This window comes from Christiangramia echinicola DSM 19838, assembly GCF_000423065.1.
In the GTDB taxonomy this organism is placed as follows: Bacteria; Bacteroidota; Bacteroidia; order Flavobacteriales; family Flavobacteriaceae; genus Christiangramia; species Christiangramia echinicola.
In genome coordinates this window covers 954,342-971,266 of sequence record NZ_AUHG01000010.1, presented here as the reverse complement: position 1 = coordinate 971,266, position 16,925 = coordinate 954,342, and the positions used below count along the sequence as shown (strand labels likewise).

Here is a 16,925-nt window from a genome sequence, read left to right as displayed (position 1 = left end):
ACTGTATTTGGACCAATATTGTCACACGTAAATTCAATAATATCCAGGGATAAACTTGCGATTCCACAAGCATCATTCGATCCATTGTCGATATCAGACACTTCGATGGAAGCCATTCCGTTCTCGTCTAATTGAATTGTGATATTTTGAGTGATTACTTCCGGGGAAATTTTATCTTGTACGTTAATATCAAAACTTATTTCGCTTGTATTTCCGGAATAATCCATTGTTCTGTAAGTCATATTCGCACTGCCGGGGGCAATGAGTTCTTCAGGTAATGGCCCGGTTAATTGTTGGGTTGGCAGGTTCGGAATTACGCCCGGAGCATTTACAGTAACTTCAAGATCTGTGATCCTGGTTCCATAGTGTCCGGCCCAATACTCTGCATCGTCACCTCCATGTTCTATATATACATAGCGAACACCTTCTCCATAACCACTAAAGGTATGATTAATAGTAGCCCAAGTTTCAGAAGCAGTAAGTATTCCCGTATCAAAGGAAGCGAGAATGTTATCATTCGCATCTCTCAACTGAACTTTCAGATAATAATTATCCGAATAATTAGGCCAGGTACCTACATAGCTTTCGGAAACCACAATTTCAGGTACGGCATTAAGCGTTTCCCTGTCATAACCTTGAACCATAAGATCTATCTTCTGGCTCATAATTCCCATGTTATAGGAGCTTAAAAAGCTGCTGCCACTTGTTATCCAGCCATTTCCTCCGTTAAGATTAATGTTCCATCCTGCAAGACCTCCATTCGCATTTCCGTTATATGCGATATTAGCATTTTCAGAACAATTATCAGATGAAGTAATGGTGAATGACGCAAAAGCCCCACAGGCATCTTCTTCCGTATCAAAAGCAGTTTGAACTGGCGCAGTAAGTACAGGAGGAGTTAAATCCTTCACGCTAACCGTTGCAATACAGGTAGTTGAAACACCATCACTGTCGGTTACCGTTAATTTTACCTCGTTATCTCCAATATTGGAACAATCAAAGGCATTCTTATCAATGGATAATACGAATCCTGGCTTATCATCACTCGACCCACCATCCACATCTTCAGGCGTGATAGTAGCTGTTGCATCCTCTCCAAGTTCAACAATAAAGCTCTGGCAAACCGCCATTGGAGGAGCATTTGTAGCTTTCAAAACTGTACTGGTCTCAACTTTTCCAGTATTATCGCTCGAATCGGTTAAGGTTACCGACAATGTTAGGGTTCCATCCTCAAGACTGCTAACATCGATATCAGTAATTTGATCAGTGGCCGTAGTCACAGTTCCCGTACCTCTAACTACATCAAGTCCATCACTACTAGAAATTGTATAATCGTAGGTAGTTCCGATCTCTGCACCTGTAAAAGTAAAACTCAATGTGGTTTGATTGGTATCGTCGATCTCTGTTTGATCTATGTTAACTGAATAACCTGAAGGAGGTGTTACATCTTTTACTGTTACTTTAGCGGTAATCTTAGTCTCATTAGCGTTTACATCAGTTACTGTTAAGGTCACAGTATTTTCGCCCACTTCATCAAGGGTGAAATCTGTAATATCGAGGGTAGAACTTTCAATTCCGCAGTTATCTGAAGAACTTTCAGTAACCATATCTGGAGTGATAGATACCTTTCCAGTTTCATCAAGTTCTACAGTAATATCTTTTGTTTCGACCATAGGAGGTGAATTATCAAGAACGGTTACACTCGCTTTTGCAGCAGATTCATTTCCATTTTCATCGCGAACGGTTAAGGTAACTATGTTTTCTGCACCCAGGTTTTCTGAAGATGTGGTCCAGACATTAGGTTGAGAAAATTCCTGCAAACTACCATTATGGCCATTTCCGGTAAGATCATTTAAATTAATCCCTTCAGCTTCTTCCATATTGTAATAGGCTAAAAGACCATCAGTTGTCGCATCTAAAGTTCTATTATAGTTATCAAGGATTTCATCCTCGGTACGGGCTTTGTTCCAAAGTCTCACTTCATCTATCTGCCCAATGTGATAGGTATGGAAACCGGCGTATCCTATAGTTAAAGGATCGGCACTGGTTACTGGATTAGTGCCACCGGTATTGGTGGCAACAAGTTCACCATTGATATATAATTTCCCGATATTTCCAGTCTTAACTGCTGCTACGTGATACCACTCACCTATATTGATATTTTGATTGAAACTCACTTGCACCCCATTCCCATACTGCTGGAATAACCAGGTGCCATCTGGATGATACCACAGCCCGTAATTTCTTGGATCACTCAGGCTTCCCCCAGAAGACCCAGACCCTTTTCCTACGATCCTCACCCAGTCTGCATTAAAGCCGTCCACCTTAAACCAGGCTTCCATAGCCATATCCCCGGTTAACCTTAAAGAGGGATCATCAGGAATAGAGACAAAATCATTCCCGTCAAAATTCAAAGAAAAATCATTTATGGTCTCTCCTTTATCACCTACATTAACACAACCAAAAACTTGATTATCCAAACTTAAGGTCAAATCTCCTTCTGCTGTACAGTTATCGGAAGATCCATTATTTATCAATTCAGCATTAATGCTTGCCGTTCCAGTTCCATCAAGCTCTATTACAATATTCTGAGCTATTGCTTTAGGATTCTCATTATCATCTGTTGTAATATCTACTATAGCACTACAATCACCTGAGTTAGTACTTGTGGAAGTAAATGTCATACCAGCAGTTACCTCAAAAGGTTCCCCGTTGATGATTCCATTATCCCAAGTAATATTCCCCCCATTGGTTGAAGTTCCAGTAATTGTAACCATTGTACCTGGACAAACATTCGTGCTAGGAGTTACTGTTATATTTAAATCATCACAAAGTACAGTAATTATTACCTTACCATTACCAGAATTTATATCACCTGTATTTACTTGGTTAATCCCAGAGTTGTAAGAACCGCCACCTCCACCGCTTCCCCAACCGGATCCGTACCAGCCATTTCCGCCGCCGCCGCCATTATATCCGCCGCCGCCGCCGCTAGCTCCTGAACAACCAGAAGCACCGCCGCCGCCGCCATAGCCACCAAAAACATTCCCACCAAAACATTGGTTGTATCCTACTCCGCCATCGGCACCCCCTAACGGTGTTATTCCGCCTGTCGAGTTATTAGTACCTGTTCCATTAGAGCCATCTGAAAGCCAACCAGCACCAGCTCCACCATTTCCAGGATAACCTGCAATGTTTCCACTTGTACCTCCTTGACCACCGTTACCGCCAGTTCCACCAGCTGCATTTCCTGACCCAAGGCTACTATTCGTAGTCGAATTTGTAGAAGAACCAATTCCTCCTGGCCCCCCACCATTTCCAGAACGTCCACCACCACCTCCTGCAGCTATTAACAATTCATTTCCTATATTTTTCCATAAAAACGTTCCACCGCCACCGCCGCCATTGTTATTAGGTGCAGTAGTACCCTGGCTTCCAACGACGATTTTTAAAATTTCTCCAGGAGTGACTAGAAATTCTCCGGTAATATCAGCTCCAAGTCCCCCACTGTTTCCTCCTTGTGCTCCAGTTGCCTCTATTTTAATAGAAGTAGCTCCCTCAGGAACTGTGTAAGTTTGAACTGAACCAGTATAATTAAAAGTGGTTTGTGCATTCCCTTGCCATGAGCCAAATATGGCCAACAGGAAAATCAGAAATTTAAAAAAGTAGTTTTGTTTCATTAAAACGCATTTAGGTTAGTATTCGATATAATTTTCGGAGTTTGTTAAATAATTAACAATACCTCTATCGAGGTATTAATATTTTTGGATTTCTATTTTAATGGCAAGCCTGACAAAAAATTGTAACCTCTTAAATATTAAAAATTCTTAATTTTATCTTAAAAGCAACAAATATAGCCAAACCAAAATATTATAAGGCACTGACAATTAGGGGGTTTTACCCCTTTTTTTCACCAATATTACATAACTCACTCTTTAACAATTCTTTAAGAAGAATATAATTTTAACATTTCGAATCTTTATTCGACAAAAGGTTAAATTTATCGATAAAAAACAGCATTGTTTAAAGTGAAGAGAAGGCAGAAATTCTTGCAACGCCCTTATAAGCAAAATAATAGAAGGATAATTGATCAAAGAAGGCATAAAAAATCCGGAAAACTTTCGCTTCCCGGATCTCTATAATTTATTTTCCAGGTAATTTAAAATTCCCTGGTCACCTTATCTACAGCCTCAATGGTTTTATCAAGATCTTCATAAGACAGCGCTTCACTAATAAACCAGGTTTCATAAGCACTTGGTGCGATATAAATTCCGTTTTCCAGCATTCCGTGGAAGAATTTATTGAATAGACCAAGATTTGCAGATTTAGCCGCCGAATCAAAATCGGTCACCGGATCTTTACCAAAATGAACCGAGATCATAGAACCAAGCCTGTTAATTGTAAAATCAACATTATTCGCAGTCAGGACTTTCTCCATTCCTTTATGAAGATATTCGGTCTTTTTCTCCAGGCTTTCAAAGATCTCTCTTTTATTATCCAATTCGGTGAGCATGGCTAATCCTGCGGCCATCGCCAGCGGGTTTCCACTAAGAGTCCCGGCCTGGTAAACAGGGCCAACCGGTGCCAGGTAATCCATGATTTCATTACGTGCAGCAAAAGCACCAACAGGTAAACCTCCGCCAATCACTTTTCCGAAACAAACAATATCAGCCTTCACTCCTGCTCTTTCCTGAACACCTCCGGGAGCAAGTCTGAATCCCGTCATTACCTCATCAAAAACAAGCAAAATTCCGTTCTCATCACATATCTCTCTCAAGCCTTCCAGAAAACCTTCACCTGGCGGGATACAACCCATATTTCCGGCAACAGGTTCCAGTATGATACAGGCGATCTCCTCTTTATTCGCTGCAACAAGTTCCTTAACATTTTCAAGATCATTGAATTTAGCAAGCAAAGTATCTTTTGCCGTTCCCTGGGTCACGCCGGGACTATTCGGAGTTCCAAAAGTCACGGCTCCACTTCCCGCCTGGATAAGGAAAGAATCACTATGCCCGTGATAACAACCGGCAAATTTGATGATCTTTTCTTTTCCGGTAAATCCACGCGCAAGGCGAACCGCACTCATACAGGCTTCTGTACCCGAATTTACCATTCTAATTTTATCGATATTCGGAACCATTTTTACCGCAAGCTCTGCGATCTTAGTTTCGATCTCTGTAGGCGTTCCAAATGAGGTTCCTTTTTTAGCTTTTTCTATCACCGCATCCAGTACAGGTTTGTGAGCATGACCCAGAATAAGCGGACCCCATGAATTAATATAATCGATCAGTTTATTTCCATCCTCATCGTATAAATATGCACCTTCAGCTCTTTCAACAAAAATTGGCTCTCCGCCAACTGCCTTAAAAGCTCTTACCGGAGAATTAACTCCACCAGGAATTACTTTTTGCGCTTCTGCGAATAACTGACTACTTCTTTTATAAATCATAAATGACCTTTTATTTTTTAACCGTCACCCTGAACTTGTTTCAGGGTCTCCAGATTCAAACAAATTAGATTCTGAATTAAATTCAGAATGACGTTTTCTTTACTTTATACTTAATATTTGACCTATTGAAATATTATTACTTCTTAGCCCATTAATTTCCTTAATCTCTTCTACCGAGGTATTATACTTTTTTGAAATGGAATATAAGGTATCACCCTTTTGCACTTTATGAGTATCAGATCCTCGTTTAGGTTGCGCAGTATATCTTGGAGCTTGTCGCCTGCTTACTCCATCATCAAATTTATATAACTCATATCTTTCTATAAGATCAATTAATTTATCAGGATACCTGCGATCTGTAGCATAACCGGCTTTTCTCAAACCTTTTGCCCAGCCTTCATAATCATATATATCCAGATCGAATAATTCTGAATACCTGCCTCTTCCTGAAAGAAATAAAGAATGGTCACGGTAAGAATATTTGGCATGTTTATATTTCCTGAAACATTCACCACGACGATCATCATCGTGATAGACCTTTTCTCCATTCCAGTCATGGCACTTAATACCGAAATGATTATTTGCTCTTCTAGTAAGATCTCCATTTCCAGCTCCAGATTCCAGAATTCCCTGCGCCAGCGTGATACTTGCAGGAATTTTATAAAGTCTCATTTCTTCCTGAGCTATAGGTGCATAATCCCTGATATAATCCTCAATACGATAATGATAGGTATTACGTGGCAGCTCCTCTTTCACATCATCTACTACTTCGGCAGGAGAATCACGGTTCTCTTCTCCTCTATTATCTATTTTAACCTCTTCTTTTTTAGTGGTAACCACTTTCTTTTTACTTCCGCAGGAAGCAGCAAAAACAATGATCACAAAAAGCGATAAAATGCGGGTAATTTTCATATTAATATTCAATTTGAGGCAGCTTTTTTTTCTTCAAAAACCGGTTCATCCCTTCAATTCCCTGCAATCCACCGGTATGAATTGCAAGTATTTTAGAATTCGCAGGAAAATAGCCCTGTTTTATGAGGTCAAAAATACCAAAAAGTAATTTTCCAGTATAGACTGGATCAAGATTGATTTTATAATTTTTACTGAAATCGTTTATAAAGTTGATCAACTGTTCATCGACTTTTGCATAACCTCCAAAATGATAGTTTAGCATAAGTTCCCAATTTGAAGTTTCAACCATATTAGAAATCTCATCTTTAAGGTAATCTGAATTCAATGCTGAATAACCCAGCACCTTTTGAGAGTCTTTAGCAGCATTGATCAATCCGGCTAAAGTTCCGCCGGTTCCTACTGAAGAACAAATGAAATTAAAATCTTTATCCTCTTCAGAAAGTATTTCTGTACATCCTTTGATCGCAAACTCGTTGGTTCCACCTTCCGGAACCAGATAGAAATCATCAAAGTAGTTTCTCAGTTTTTCTATAAATTCCGGAGATTCTTTTTCGCGGTATTCTTCCCGACTAATAAATTTGAATTGCATTCCGCAGGATTCGGCATATTTCAACGTGGGGCTCCATTTCTGCCTGGAATTTTCCAGCTCTTCACCACGAATTATTCCTATGGTTTCAAAATCGAAAAGTTTCCCAGCAGCTGCAGATGCGGCAATATGATTGGAATGTGCTCCGCCGAAAGTTAGTAAGCTTTGAAAATTGCCCTTTTTGGCTTCGAGTAAATTATATTTCAGCTTCCGGAATTTGTTGCCCGAAACTTCAGGATGCAGCAGGTCTTCTCTTTTAATATAAAGCTGAATACCCTTATCGAATTCCTTCACGAATTGATTCGGCATATTTTGAGAAATAGCATTATCAAAAAAGTCATGCATTCTGCAAAAATACCTATTGAATTTCAGAATGAATAACATCATGAAGAAATCGTCATCCTGAACTTGATTCAGGATCTAATAGAAGCTGAATCAAGTTCAGCTTGACGGAAAATTACATGAATTTCAGAAAAGCCCAGAAAGGTCTTTTTTTGAGGTATCCAACATCATTTTCTCGCCGGTAGGCTTCTCTTTCAAAACTTATATTTCTATAAGCCAGCATTCCATCGCGACAAACCAGATATCGTATAAAGAATTCTATCGCGTACCAGACATAGAAAAAAAGCACCAGCAATTCTAACTGCTGTCTTAAATGTATCTTTTCATGATTCAGAAAAAATTCGTTTTTCTTAAGCTGATCACTTTCCAGGATCACAAAAGGCCATAAGCTTATACCCTTGAACCTGCCTGAAAGTAGCCTTTTGTTGACGATCAAAATCATGCTTTCAAGATAAGAAATTGTATTTTAGCCTCATGAATTTTCAGAAAAAAAGGATCCGGTTAGAAGATGGAGATTATTACCTTACTCCTGAAGGCTACCGCTGTTTTACTGAACAATATCATCTTAAAAGAGGTTATTGCTGTGAAAGTGGTTGCAGGCATTGCCCATACGGATATAATAAGAAAACTAATTCTCAAGAATAATATAGAATGAATTTTAAGGATCTGATACTTGAAGGAATACCGGATGAATTACCGGCAGCTAAATCTTATGATGAATCTCTGAATCACGCTCCCAGGCGAAAAGATATTTTAGATGCGGACGAAAAGAAACTGGCTTTAGAAAATGCTTTAAGATATTTCGACAAAAAACATCATAAAACTTTGGTTCCTGAATTTAAGGAGGAGCTAGAAAAATACGGCAGGATCTACATGTACAGATTCAAGCCAGACTATGATTTCTATGCCAGACCTATAGATGAATATCCGGGTAAAAGTGTTCAGGCAAAAGGCATCATGTTAATGATTCAGAATAACCTGGATCCCGAGGTTGCACAGCATCCTGAAGAATTGATCACCTATGGCGGGAACGGTGCCGTATTTCAGAATTGGGCTCAGTATCGTTTAACTATGCAGTATCTCGCCCAAATGGATAATAAGCAGACTTTAGTTATGTACTCTGGTCATCCTATGGGATTATTTCCATCACATGAAAACGCGCCTAGAGTTGTGGTCACTAACGGAATGATGATCCCGAATTATTCTAAACCTGATGACTGGGAGAAGTTTAATGCTCTTGGTGTTACCCAGTACGGACAGATGACAGCTGGGAGTTATATGTATATAGGTCCGCAGGGAATTGTACATGGAACTACTATCACCGTTTTGAATGCCGGAAGAAAGATCTCTAAGAATGGAGAAGGCCTGGACGGAAAATTATTTGTGACTTCGGGTCTTGGCGGAATGAGCGGGGCACAGCCAAAGGCAGGAAATATCGCCGGGTGTATTACAATTTGTGCGGAAGTGAATCCTAAAGCGACTCAAACCAGGCATAAGCAAGGTTGGGTTGATGAAGTGATAGATGATGTTGAAAAACTTGCAGAAAGAGTTAAAAAAGCAAAAACAAATAAGGAAGTGGTTTCTATCGCTTACCAGGGAAATGTGGTAGAGATCTGGGAATATTTTGCAGAAAACAATATTTATATAGACCTGGGAAGTGACCAGACTTCGCTTCACAATCCATGGGCCGGGGGATATTATCCGGTAGATCTGGGATTTGAAGAGGCAAATGAAATGATGGCCCGGGAGCCAGAACTTTTTAAGGCCAAAGTTCAGGATAGCTTGAGAAGACAGGCTTCCGCCATAAATAAGCACACTGCGAAGGGAACCTATTTCTTCGACTACGGAAATGCGTTCTTACTTGAAGCTTCCAGAGCCGGGGCAGATATAATGAGTGAAAATGGGAAAAGCTTCAAATACCCTAGCTATGTTCAGGATATCATGGGACCAATGTGTTTTGATTACGGTTTTGGACCTTTCAGATGGGTTTGTGCATCTGGTAAGGATGAAGATCTTCAGAAAACCGATTTGATCGCTACTGAAGTTCTGAAAAAACTAAAAGAAAACTCACCAGCTGAAATCCAACAGCAAATGCAGGATAATATTCAGTGGATCAAAGGAGCTCGGGAAAATAAACTGGTTGTGGGTTCTAAGGCAAGAATTCTTTATGCAGATGCAGAAGGAAGAACTGCAATTGCTAAGGCATTTAATGATGCCATTGGCCGCGGGGAGATTGGCCAGGTAATTTTAGGTCGTGATCACCATGATGTATCAGGAACCGATTCACCATACCGTGAAACCTCTAATATATATGATGGTTCAAGCTTTACCGCAGATATGGCAATCCAGAACGTTATAGGTGATAGTTTTCGAGGAGCGACCTGGGTAAGCATCCATAATGGGGGTGGTGTTGGATGGGGAGAGGTTGTAAATGGCGGCTTCGGCATGATTCTTGAAGGTGATAAAGCATCAGAAGACCGTTTGAAATCTATGCTATTCTGGGATGTTAACAACGGAATTGCCCGTAGATCCTGGGCCAGGAATAAGGAAGCAATTTTTGCCGCAAAGCGCGCCATGGATATGAATCCGCAGTTGAAAGTAACTATTCCTAATCTCGTAGATCCGACGCTTTTGGATTAAAATTCATATAAATCTAAAAATCTAACCTATGAAATTTCTTAAAATTACTCCAGTTCTGCTGTTATTTGCTGTTCTTTTATCTTCATGCAGCAGTGTAAGAGTCGCTTCAGACTACGATCGCGAAGCCGACTTTACTAACTATGGGACTTATGCTTTTTTTAAGCCAGGAATAGATAAGGCTGAAATTTCTGATCTTGATAAGAAAAGAATTTTACGAGCTATTGAAGCTGAAATGCAGAAAAAAGGATTTACGAAATCTGAAGATCCAGACCTATTAGTTAGCATCTTTACAAAGACAAACGAGAACATTAACATCTACAACAATGTATACCCATATTGGGGTTACGGTTGGGGATGGAACCCGTGGTATTGGGGAAGTGGATTTAACACAGTAAGCAGTACCAGTGAAGGGACCCTATATATAGACCTGATCGATTCTGCAGATAAAGAATTGGTTTGGCAGGGAATGGGAACCGCAGCCCTTGCTCGAGAAGTTAATAAAAAACAGGAACGCATCAACGAGATAGTTTCCAAGATCATGGAGAAATATCCTCCGGGTATGGAGAAGTAGAAAAATAATTAACGCCCCTTTTACAGGGGCTTTTTTATACAGGGTCGCCAGCTAAAATCTTTCCCGTTCTCTTTCAAATTTTGTACTTTTAACGCAAACGTTTTAGTTAAGCCTTATCATGATAGATAATATACAATCCAACGAAATCCTGGACAGGTTACCTGCCCACCTTCAACAATATATTAAGCCACAGAATTATGATGATTACAGCCCAATTAATCAGGCGGCATGGCGCTATGTAATGAGAAAGAATGTAGATTATCTGAGCCAGGTGGCTCATGATTCTTATCTGGAGGGTTTAAAGAAAACTGGAATTTCTATAGATAGCATCCCGAATATGTACGGTATGAACCGTATCCTCGAAGAAATAGGCTGGGCTGCAGTTGCAGTTGATGGATTTATTCCTCCTGCTGCTTTTATGGAATTCCAGGCCTATAATGTATTAGTGATTGCCAGTGACATCAGGCAGTTGGAACATATAGAATATACACCAGCTCCAGATATTATTCACGAAGGCGCCGGTCATGCACCTATTATTGCAAACCCGGAGTATGCTGAATATTTAAGACGTTTTGGAGAAATAGGCTGTAAAGCTATTTCCAGTTCTCATGATTATGAAGTTTATGAAGCTATTCGTGAATTATCTATTCTAAAAGAGGCTGAAGACACACCAAAGGAAAAGATCGAGGAAGTTGAAAAAAGAGTTGACGAACTTCAGAATGCAGATGTTAAGCCTAGTGAAATGGCTCAGATAAGAAATTTACACTGGTGGACCGTGGAATACGGACTAATAGGTACTGTTGAAGAACCAAAAATTTACGGTGCCGGACTCCTTTCTTCTATTGGAGAAAGCAAATCCTGTATGACCAATGCAGTTAAAAAGCTCCCCTATACCCTCGAAGCATCTAAGAAAGAATTTGATATTACTAAACCTCAACCTCAGCTATTCGTTACTCCAGACTTTGCTCATTTGAGCCTGGTACTGGAAGAATTCGCCAATAAAATGGCCCTACGCAAAGGAGGACTGGAAGGTATTCAGAAATTAATAGATTCTAAGAACCTGGGCACAATTGAATTCAGTACAGGTATACAGGTTTCTGGAAACTTTTCTAAAGTGATCGAGCACGAAGGAAAACCTGTTTATATTCAAACCAAAGGCAAAACAGCCCTGTCTTCTCGTGAGAAAGAACTCGTAGGACATGGTGTCTCAACCCATCCTGAAGGTTTTGGCTCACCTATAGGCAGCTTAAAAGGGATTAACCTGGCTATTGAAGACATGAGCCCAAGAGATCTAAGGGCTTACGATATTTATGAAGGTGAGAACGTAAGCCTTGAGTTTGAAGGCGGAGTTAAAGTTGAAGGAGAGATCATCACCGGAACAAGAAATCTGCAGGGGAAGATCATCATTATAAGTTTCAAAAACTGTACGGTGACTCATCATGACGAAATTCTTTTTAAACCGGAATGGAGTAAATATGATATGGCTGTTGGAAAAGAGATCATTTCTGCTTTTGCCGGACCGGCAGATCATCATTCATTCGATCTTATTACTCATACTCCATCCACTACTACTATTAAAAGTAAGAAAACTCCAGAAAGAGAAGAACTGGAGTCTTTATATAAATCAATAAGGAATATAAGAAATGGTGAAAACACTAAATTTTCACTAAACGCTGCATTTGATATTGTAAAAAAGCATCATCCTAAAGACTGGCTCTTATCTGTAGAGATCTATGAGCTTGCGGTCGAGGATGATCCTAAACTAGCTAAGGAGGTAAAAGCAAGGCTGGAAGAGATTAAGAAAGACAGACCAGAAGTTGCGCACTTAATTAATGATGGTATAGAAATGACCGAAATAAAGATGGTCACTCCTTAGAGTTTGATCTTCTCAAGATTTTCAGAATTTGAAATGGGTTGGTCCTTATATTCCAGTGTCCAGCCCATACTACTGATTAGAATGTATATTTTTTGAAGTTCACTAACCAGCCTGTTCCTGGCATTAGATTTTAATGTAGAATTCTCTATCTTCTCCCGTAAACCTTTTTCAATACGCGTTTTGATCTTATTATAATCTTCAGCTTCAAATTGATTTAGATAATCCTGTGTTACATCATAATACTTGATATTAGGATTAATACTAATTTCCTCCTCTGGAATATCGTTAATGATCACTCTTTTCCCTTCTTCATCTATTTGAATATCGAGTTTACTGAGATCATAAGCCACACTCACATCTGCATTCACAACTATAAGCGCCTTCTTCCTGGCTGAAAGAACATCAAAATAGAAGGATTTAGAATTTTTATACGTAAATACCTGGGAAAATGTACCTTCAGTCACCACCAGTTTACCCACGTTCCTTATCTGTTCCTGGGTAAGTACAGTATTTTCTTCAAGACTTTCTCTTTCATCATTCTTTTGTTCCCAATACATAAATCCAAGGATGACGACTGCAACCATGAGAATGGATAATAGAATATTCTTCATAAGAATTTATTAGAAAAGGGAAATTAGGAAAAAAACCGAAGAAGGATTAAAACTAAAACTTAAAGAGAGTTAATTAATTGCTATAAAAAACTAAAGGACGGCCCCACCCGTCCTTTAGTATATTCTAAAATCTACCCCAACAAATTTTAGAAAACAAACCTTCCATAAATATTTGATTATTGAGATTCTCATCATTATAATCTGCATATATTTATTTCAAATCTGCTTTGTAAAAATACGAATATTTTAATATGATTTGTATTTATATGGTTTCCATTATATTAAAAAATTAAGAATCCCAATAACTACAAGGCCTAAGAAAAGTTAATTTCAGGGTATTTTTTTTGAATTTCCTCGATTTTTGCTTGTAATTCCGTAAGAAATTTCCTATGAGCTGCGGAATTTTCTTCGCGCGGAGAGTGTGAAAGTGCCTTCTGAATTTTATCTATTTCAGCATTCAAATTTATAGATTTATCTGTCATCCAGTTCACTGAAAATAAATTCCAGATATATTCTATTGCCACTTTATTTGGATGCAGCATATCTTCAGAATAAAATCTATAATCACGAAGTTCATCCATCATGATTTCATAAGAAGGAAAATAAGAACTGGATTTTGAAGAATCTATAAAATCATGTAAAGCAGAAATTAATTGTGCTTTACTATGCTGATTTTCAGAAAATCCATCTTTTAAATGTCGTACTGGAGAGATCGTAAAAATAATTTTTGCCTTTTCATTCAATTCAGATATTGAATGCTCGATGACCTCGAGGTCGTTCATTATTTCTTTTACCGACGAAAGCTCCCTGGTAAATCTATTTTGCGGAATCTTATGACAATTCGCTGCAATGGTATCCCTACCTTCGTATATATATCCCCAGGCAGTCCCCAGGCTAATTATAACATGAGAAGCTTTCTTTATAAAATCCCTGCTTTCTGAAAGTGCTGCGTTAAGATCCTGAAGACAATCCTCCCGGGAAGATCTCCGCATATCTGAATGTGCTTCTAAAGTTTGCCAGCCTCCATTGAATTCCATTACATCCTGCTCCTTAAAATCTTCATTATTAGAAATTCTCTGGAAAAATTTGCGAATTGGTGAAGGATGGAAAATGATCCCTGTAGGGTTTTGAAGATTTTTAAACCTGAACCATTCCAGTTTATCTCCTATATTTTCCACAAAACACGAACCTATCAGGAATACTCCCGAAGAATGTTCGATCTTAGGCAGACCTTCTTTAATTGGAACTTTGGTTCTAAAATCCATATTCTTAAATTAAAAAATCCCGGCGACTTACCGGGATTTTAAATGTTATTTTATAAAACTTTCGGCTTTTTGCAGCGCCTCGTTGAGCCCATCAGGTTTTTTACCACCTGCGGTAGCAAAGAAAGGCTGGCCTCCTCCACCTCCCTGGATATATTTACCTAGTTCACGAACTATCTGTCCCGCGTTTAGATCTTTTTCCTTTACAAGGTCTTTAGAAATATAACATGAAAGCAATGCTTTTCCGTTCTGCTCTGTCCCGAATAACAAGAACAGGTCATCTATTTCTTCTCCTAACTGGAAGGCAAGATCTTTGATCCCTGCCGCATCCAGATCTACTCTTTTTGAAAGGAAATTAATTCCACTAACATTTTTTACTTCCTGCTTAAGTTCAGATTTAAGGTTTTTCGCCTTATCCTTTAATAAACTTTCAACCTGCCTCTTTAAAGCAATATTTTCATCCTGAAGATTATTTATTGCTTTCACGGGATCATTAGCATTCTTTAATCCGCTTTTGATCTCTTCCAGAATATTGGTTTGCTCTTCAAAATACTCCATAGCTGCTTCACCAGAGATCGCTTCTATCCTTCTAATTCCTGAAGCAACCGCAGATTCACCAGTGATTTTGAAATACCAGATATCTGATGTGTTTCGAACATGGATACCGCCGCAAAGCTCCATTGAATCACCAAAACGTATAGCTCTTACCGAGTCACCATATTTTTCTCCGAATAAAGCGATCGCACCCTGGTCTATCGCTTCCTGATATGAAATATTTCTTTGCTCTTCCAGACTTAAATTTTCACGGATCCTGGCATTTACAAAAGTTTCAACTTTCTCAAGCTCTTCAGAAGTCACCTTACTAAAGTGAGAAAAATCGAATCTTAAGTAACCGCTCTGCACCATAGACCCTTTTTGCTCTACATGAGTTCCAAGAATGCTTCTAAGCGCCTGGTGCAATAGATGGGTAGCAGTATGATTAGATGCAGTATTAGACCTTTCGGTCTTATTCACGATGGCTTTAAAATCTGCATCAGTATTTCTAGGCAATTCTTTGGTGAAGTGAACTATTAGATTATTCTCCTTCCTGGTATCCAGCACATCCACCACTTCGCCGTCTGATGACAAAATAATACCCTTATCACCAACCTGTCCTCCACCTTCTGGATAGAATGGTGTTTTATTAAGTACCACCTGGTACATCTCACCTTTCTTCTTGGATTCTACTTTTCGGTATTTGGCAATTTTCACCTCAGCCTCCAGTTGATCATAACCAATGAATGTATCTTCCTCCAATTCATTTAAGTCTATCCAATCACCAGCGCTAACCGCAGTAGCTTCCCGGGAACGATCTTTTTGTTTTTTTAGTTCAGCCTCGAAGCCTTTTTCATCCAGTTCATATCCATTTTCCCTTAATATCAGGGCCGTAAGATCTATAGGAAATCCAAAAGTGTCATATAGTTCGAATGCTTTTTCTCCCGAAATAGTCTTATCCTTTGAATCCTTCATTAGGTTTTCAAGTAAAACCAGACCTTGCTCTAAAGTTCTTAAGAAAGATGCTTCTTCTTCGCGAATCACATTCTCCATTAATCCCTGCTGAGATCTTAATTCTGGGAAAGCTACTCCCATTTGTTCACTTAGAACTGGAACAAGTTTATATATGAACGGCTCTTTAGTATTTAGAAATGTAAAACCATACCTTATCGCTCTCCTTAATATTCTTCTAATTACATATCCGGCCCCGGTATTACTAGGTAATTGCCCATCTGCAATTGAAAATGCTACCGCCCTAACGTGATCTGCGATCACTCGCATGGCGATATTGGAGTCTTCAGATTTACCATATTTTACACCAGTGATCTTTTCAATTTCGTTTAAAAGTGGTGTAAATACATCTGTATCGTAATTAGACTGTTTATTTTGAAGCACCATACACAAGCGTTCAAATCCCATCCCCGTATCTATATGCTTAGCTGGCAGTTCTTCAAGATCTCCATTGGCTTTACGGTTATATTGCATAAATACCAGGTTCCAGATCTCTACCACCTGTGGGTGGTCCATATTTACAAGATCTCTTCCCGGTGCCTTCGCTTTTTCATCTTCAGATCTTATATCTATATGAATCTCAGAACAAGGTCCGCATGGCCCCTGGTCTCCCATTTCCCAGAAATTATCTTTCTTATTCCCGTAAATAATTCTGTCTTCCGGAACGATCTTTTTCCAAAGCTCTAAAGCTTCGGTATCTAATCCCAGATTGTCTCTATCTTCACTTCCTTCAAATACCGAAACATATAAGTTTTCAGGATTTATTTTGAAAACTTCAGTCAGCAATTCCCAGGCCCAGTTGATAGCCTCTTCTTTAAAATAATCACCAAAACTCCAGTTACCCAGCATCTCGAACATAGTATGATGATAGGTATCATGACCAACCTCTTCAAGATCATTATGCTTACCGCTCACCCGAAGACATTTTTGAGTATCGGTAACCCGGTTATTTTTTGGAATCGAATTTCCAAGGAAAAACTCCTTGAACTGATTCATACCCGCATTTGTAAACATAAGCGTAGGATCATCTTTAATGACCATGGGTGCAGATGGCACAATGCTATGGGACTTCGATTTGAAATATTCTAGAAACTGTTTGCGGATATCCTGTGACTTCATTCAGTTATTTTC

Annotated in this window: 12 protein-coding genes; 4 read left to right on the top strand and 8 right to left on the bottom strand. The window is 39.1% G+C overall.

Annotated features, from left to right (window positions below):
- From G530_RS17880 to G530_RS0104960, 5 genes are all read right to left on the bottom strand, one after another.
- Window positions 1–3,680: LamG-like jellyroll fold domain-containing protein (locus G530_RS17880; RefSeq protein WP_051199683.1), on the bottom strand; the 3,680-nt coding region annotated here is incomplete at its 3' end.
- A gap of 479 nt (window positions 3,681–4,159) precedes the next feature.
- On the bottom strand, window positions 4,160–5,449 hold the full coding sequence (gene hemL, locus G530_RS0104975) for a glutamate-1-semialdehyde 2,1-aminomutase (protein ID WP_026933486.1): 1,290 nt from the start codon (window positions 5,447–5,449) through the stop codon (window positions 4,160–4,162).
- A 99-nt stretch (window positions 5,450–5,548) separates the two neighbouring features.
- On the bottom strand, window positions 5,549–6,361 hold the full coding sequence (locus tag G530_RS0104970; protein WP_026933485.1) for a glucosaminidase domain-containing protein: 813 nt from the start codon (window positions 6,359–6,361) through the stop codon (window positions 5,549–5,551).
- Window position 6,362: 1 nt separating this feature from the next.
- Window positions 6,363–7,292, bottom strand: a complete 930-nt coding sequence (locus G530_RS0104965) for a 1-aminocyclopropane-1-carboxylate deaminase/D-cysteine desulfhydrase (protein ID WP_026933484.1) — start codon at window positions 7,290–7,292, stop codon at window positions 6,363–6,365.
- Between the two features lie 112 nt (window positions 7,293–7,404).
- Window positions 7,405–7,731: a hypothetical protein gene (locus G530_RS0104960; protein ID WP_026933483.1), complete on the bottom strand. Its 327-nt coding sequence runs from the start codon at window positions 7,729–7,731 to the stop codon at window positions 7,405–7,407.
- Window positions 7,732–7,763: 32 nt separating this feature from the next.
- Here G530_RS0104960 and G530_RS17685 point away from each other — a divergent pair, with 32 nt between their 5' ends.
- The 4 genes from G530_RS17685 to G530_RS0104940 all read left to right on the top strand — a co-directional run bounded on the left by G530_RS17685 (window position 7,764) and on the right by G530_RS0104940 (window position 12,376).
- The gene (locus G530_RS17685) at window positions 7,764–7,934 is read left to right on the top strand and encodes a C1orf53 family protein (RefSeq protein ID WP_169514031.1); all 171 of its coding nucleotides are present in this window, start codon (window positions 7,764–7,766) and stop codon (window positions 7,932–7,934) included.
- 6 nt (window positions 7,935–7,940) lie between these two features.
- Window positions 7,941–9,929 carry a urocanate hydratase gene (locus G530_RS0104950; protein WP_026933482.1) on the top strand — a complete coding sequence of 663 codons (1,989 nt, stop codon included), beginning with the start codon at window positions 7,941–7,943 and terminating at the stop codon, window positions 9,927–9,929.
- A gap of 28 nt (window positions 9,930–9,957) precedes the next feature.
- Entirely contained in the window at window positions 9,958–10,500 is a 543-nt protein-coding gene (locus G530_RS0104945; protein WP_026933481.1) for a DUF4136 domain-containing protein, read from the top strand.
- A gap of 118 nt (window positions 10,501–10,618) precedes the next feature.
- The gene (locus tag G530_RS0104940; RefSeq protein ID WP_026933480.1) at window positions 10,619–12,376 is read left to right on the top strand and encodes an aromatic amino acid hydroxylase; all 1,758 of its coding nucleotides are present in this window, start codon (window positions 10,619–10,621) and stop codon (window positions 12,374–12,376) included.
- Here G530_RS0104940 and G530_RS0104935 read toward each other — a convergent pair.
- The 3 genes from G530_RS0104935 to alaS form a co-directional block, all read right to left on the bottom strand.
- Window positions 12,373–12,987 (bottom strand): DUF4230 domain-containing protein, encoded by a 615-nt coding sequence (locus tag G530_RS0104935; protein WP_026933479.1) that lies wholly within the window; start codon window positions 12,985–12,987, stop codon window positions 12,373–12,375. The two genes, G530_RS0104940 and G530_RS0104935, sit on opposite strands and share 4 nt — an antisense overlap.
- 314 nt (window positions 12,988–13,301) lie before the next feature.
- Entirely contained in the window at window positions 13,302–14,252 is a 951-nt protein-coding gene (locus tag G530_RS0104930) for a GSCFA domain-containing protein (protein WP_026933478.1), read from the bottom strand.
- A gap of 45 nt (window positions 14,253–14,297) precedes the next feature.
- Complete coding sequence (gene alaS / locus G530_RS0104925) at window positions 14,298–16,913, bottom strand: alanine--tRNA ligase (protein WP_026933477.1); 2,616 nt, start codon at window positions 16,911–16,913, stop codon at window positions 14,298–14,300.
- Between the last annotated feature and the right edge of the window lie 12 nt (window positions 16,914–16,925).

Coding starts and splice junctions, on each gene's coding strand:
- G530_RS17685 (WP_169514031.1), top strand. CDS start 7,764: ATGAATTTTCAGAAAAAAAGGATCCGGTTAGAAGATGGAGATTATTAC.
- hemL (WP_026933486.1), bottom strand. CDS start 5,449: ATGATTTATAAAAGAAGTAGTCAGTTATTCGCAGAAGCGCAAAAAGTA.
- G530_RS0104935 (WP_026933479.1), bottom strand. CDS start 12,987: ATGAAGAATATTCTATTATCCATTCTCATGGTTGCAGTCGTCATCCTT.
- G530_RS0104930 (WP_026933478.1), bottom strand. CDS start 14,252: ATGGATTTTAGAACCAAAGTTCCAATTAAAGAAGGTCTGCCTAAGATC.
- alaS (WP_026933477.1), bottom strand. CDS start 16,913: ATGAAGTCACAGGATATCCGCAAACAGTTTCTAGAATATTTCAAATCG.
- G530_RS0104965 (WP_026933484.1), bottom strand. CDS start 7,292: ATGCATGACTTTTTTGATAATGCTATTTCTCAAAATATGCCGAATCAA.
- G530_RS0104960 (WP_026933483.1), bottom strand. CDS start 7,731: ATGATTTTGATCGTCAACAAAAGGCTACTTTCAGGCAGGTTCAAGGGT.
- G530_RS0104950 (WP_026933482.1), top strand. CDS start 7,941: ATGAATTTTAAGGATCTGATACTTGAAGGAATACCGGATGAATTACCG.
- G530_RS0104945 (WP_026933481.1), top strand. CDS start 9,958: ATGAAATTTCTTAAAATTACTCCAGTTCTGCTGTTATTTGCTGTTCTT.
- G530_RS0104940 (WP_026933480.1), top strand. CDS start 10,619: ATGATAGATAATATACAATCCAACGAAATCCTGGACAGGTTACCTGCC.
- G530_RS0104970 (WP_026933485.1), bottom strand. CDS start 6,361: ATGAAAATTACCCGCATTTTATCGCTTTTTGTGATCATTGTTTTTGCT.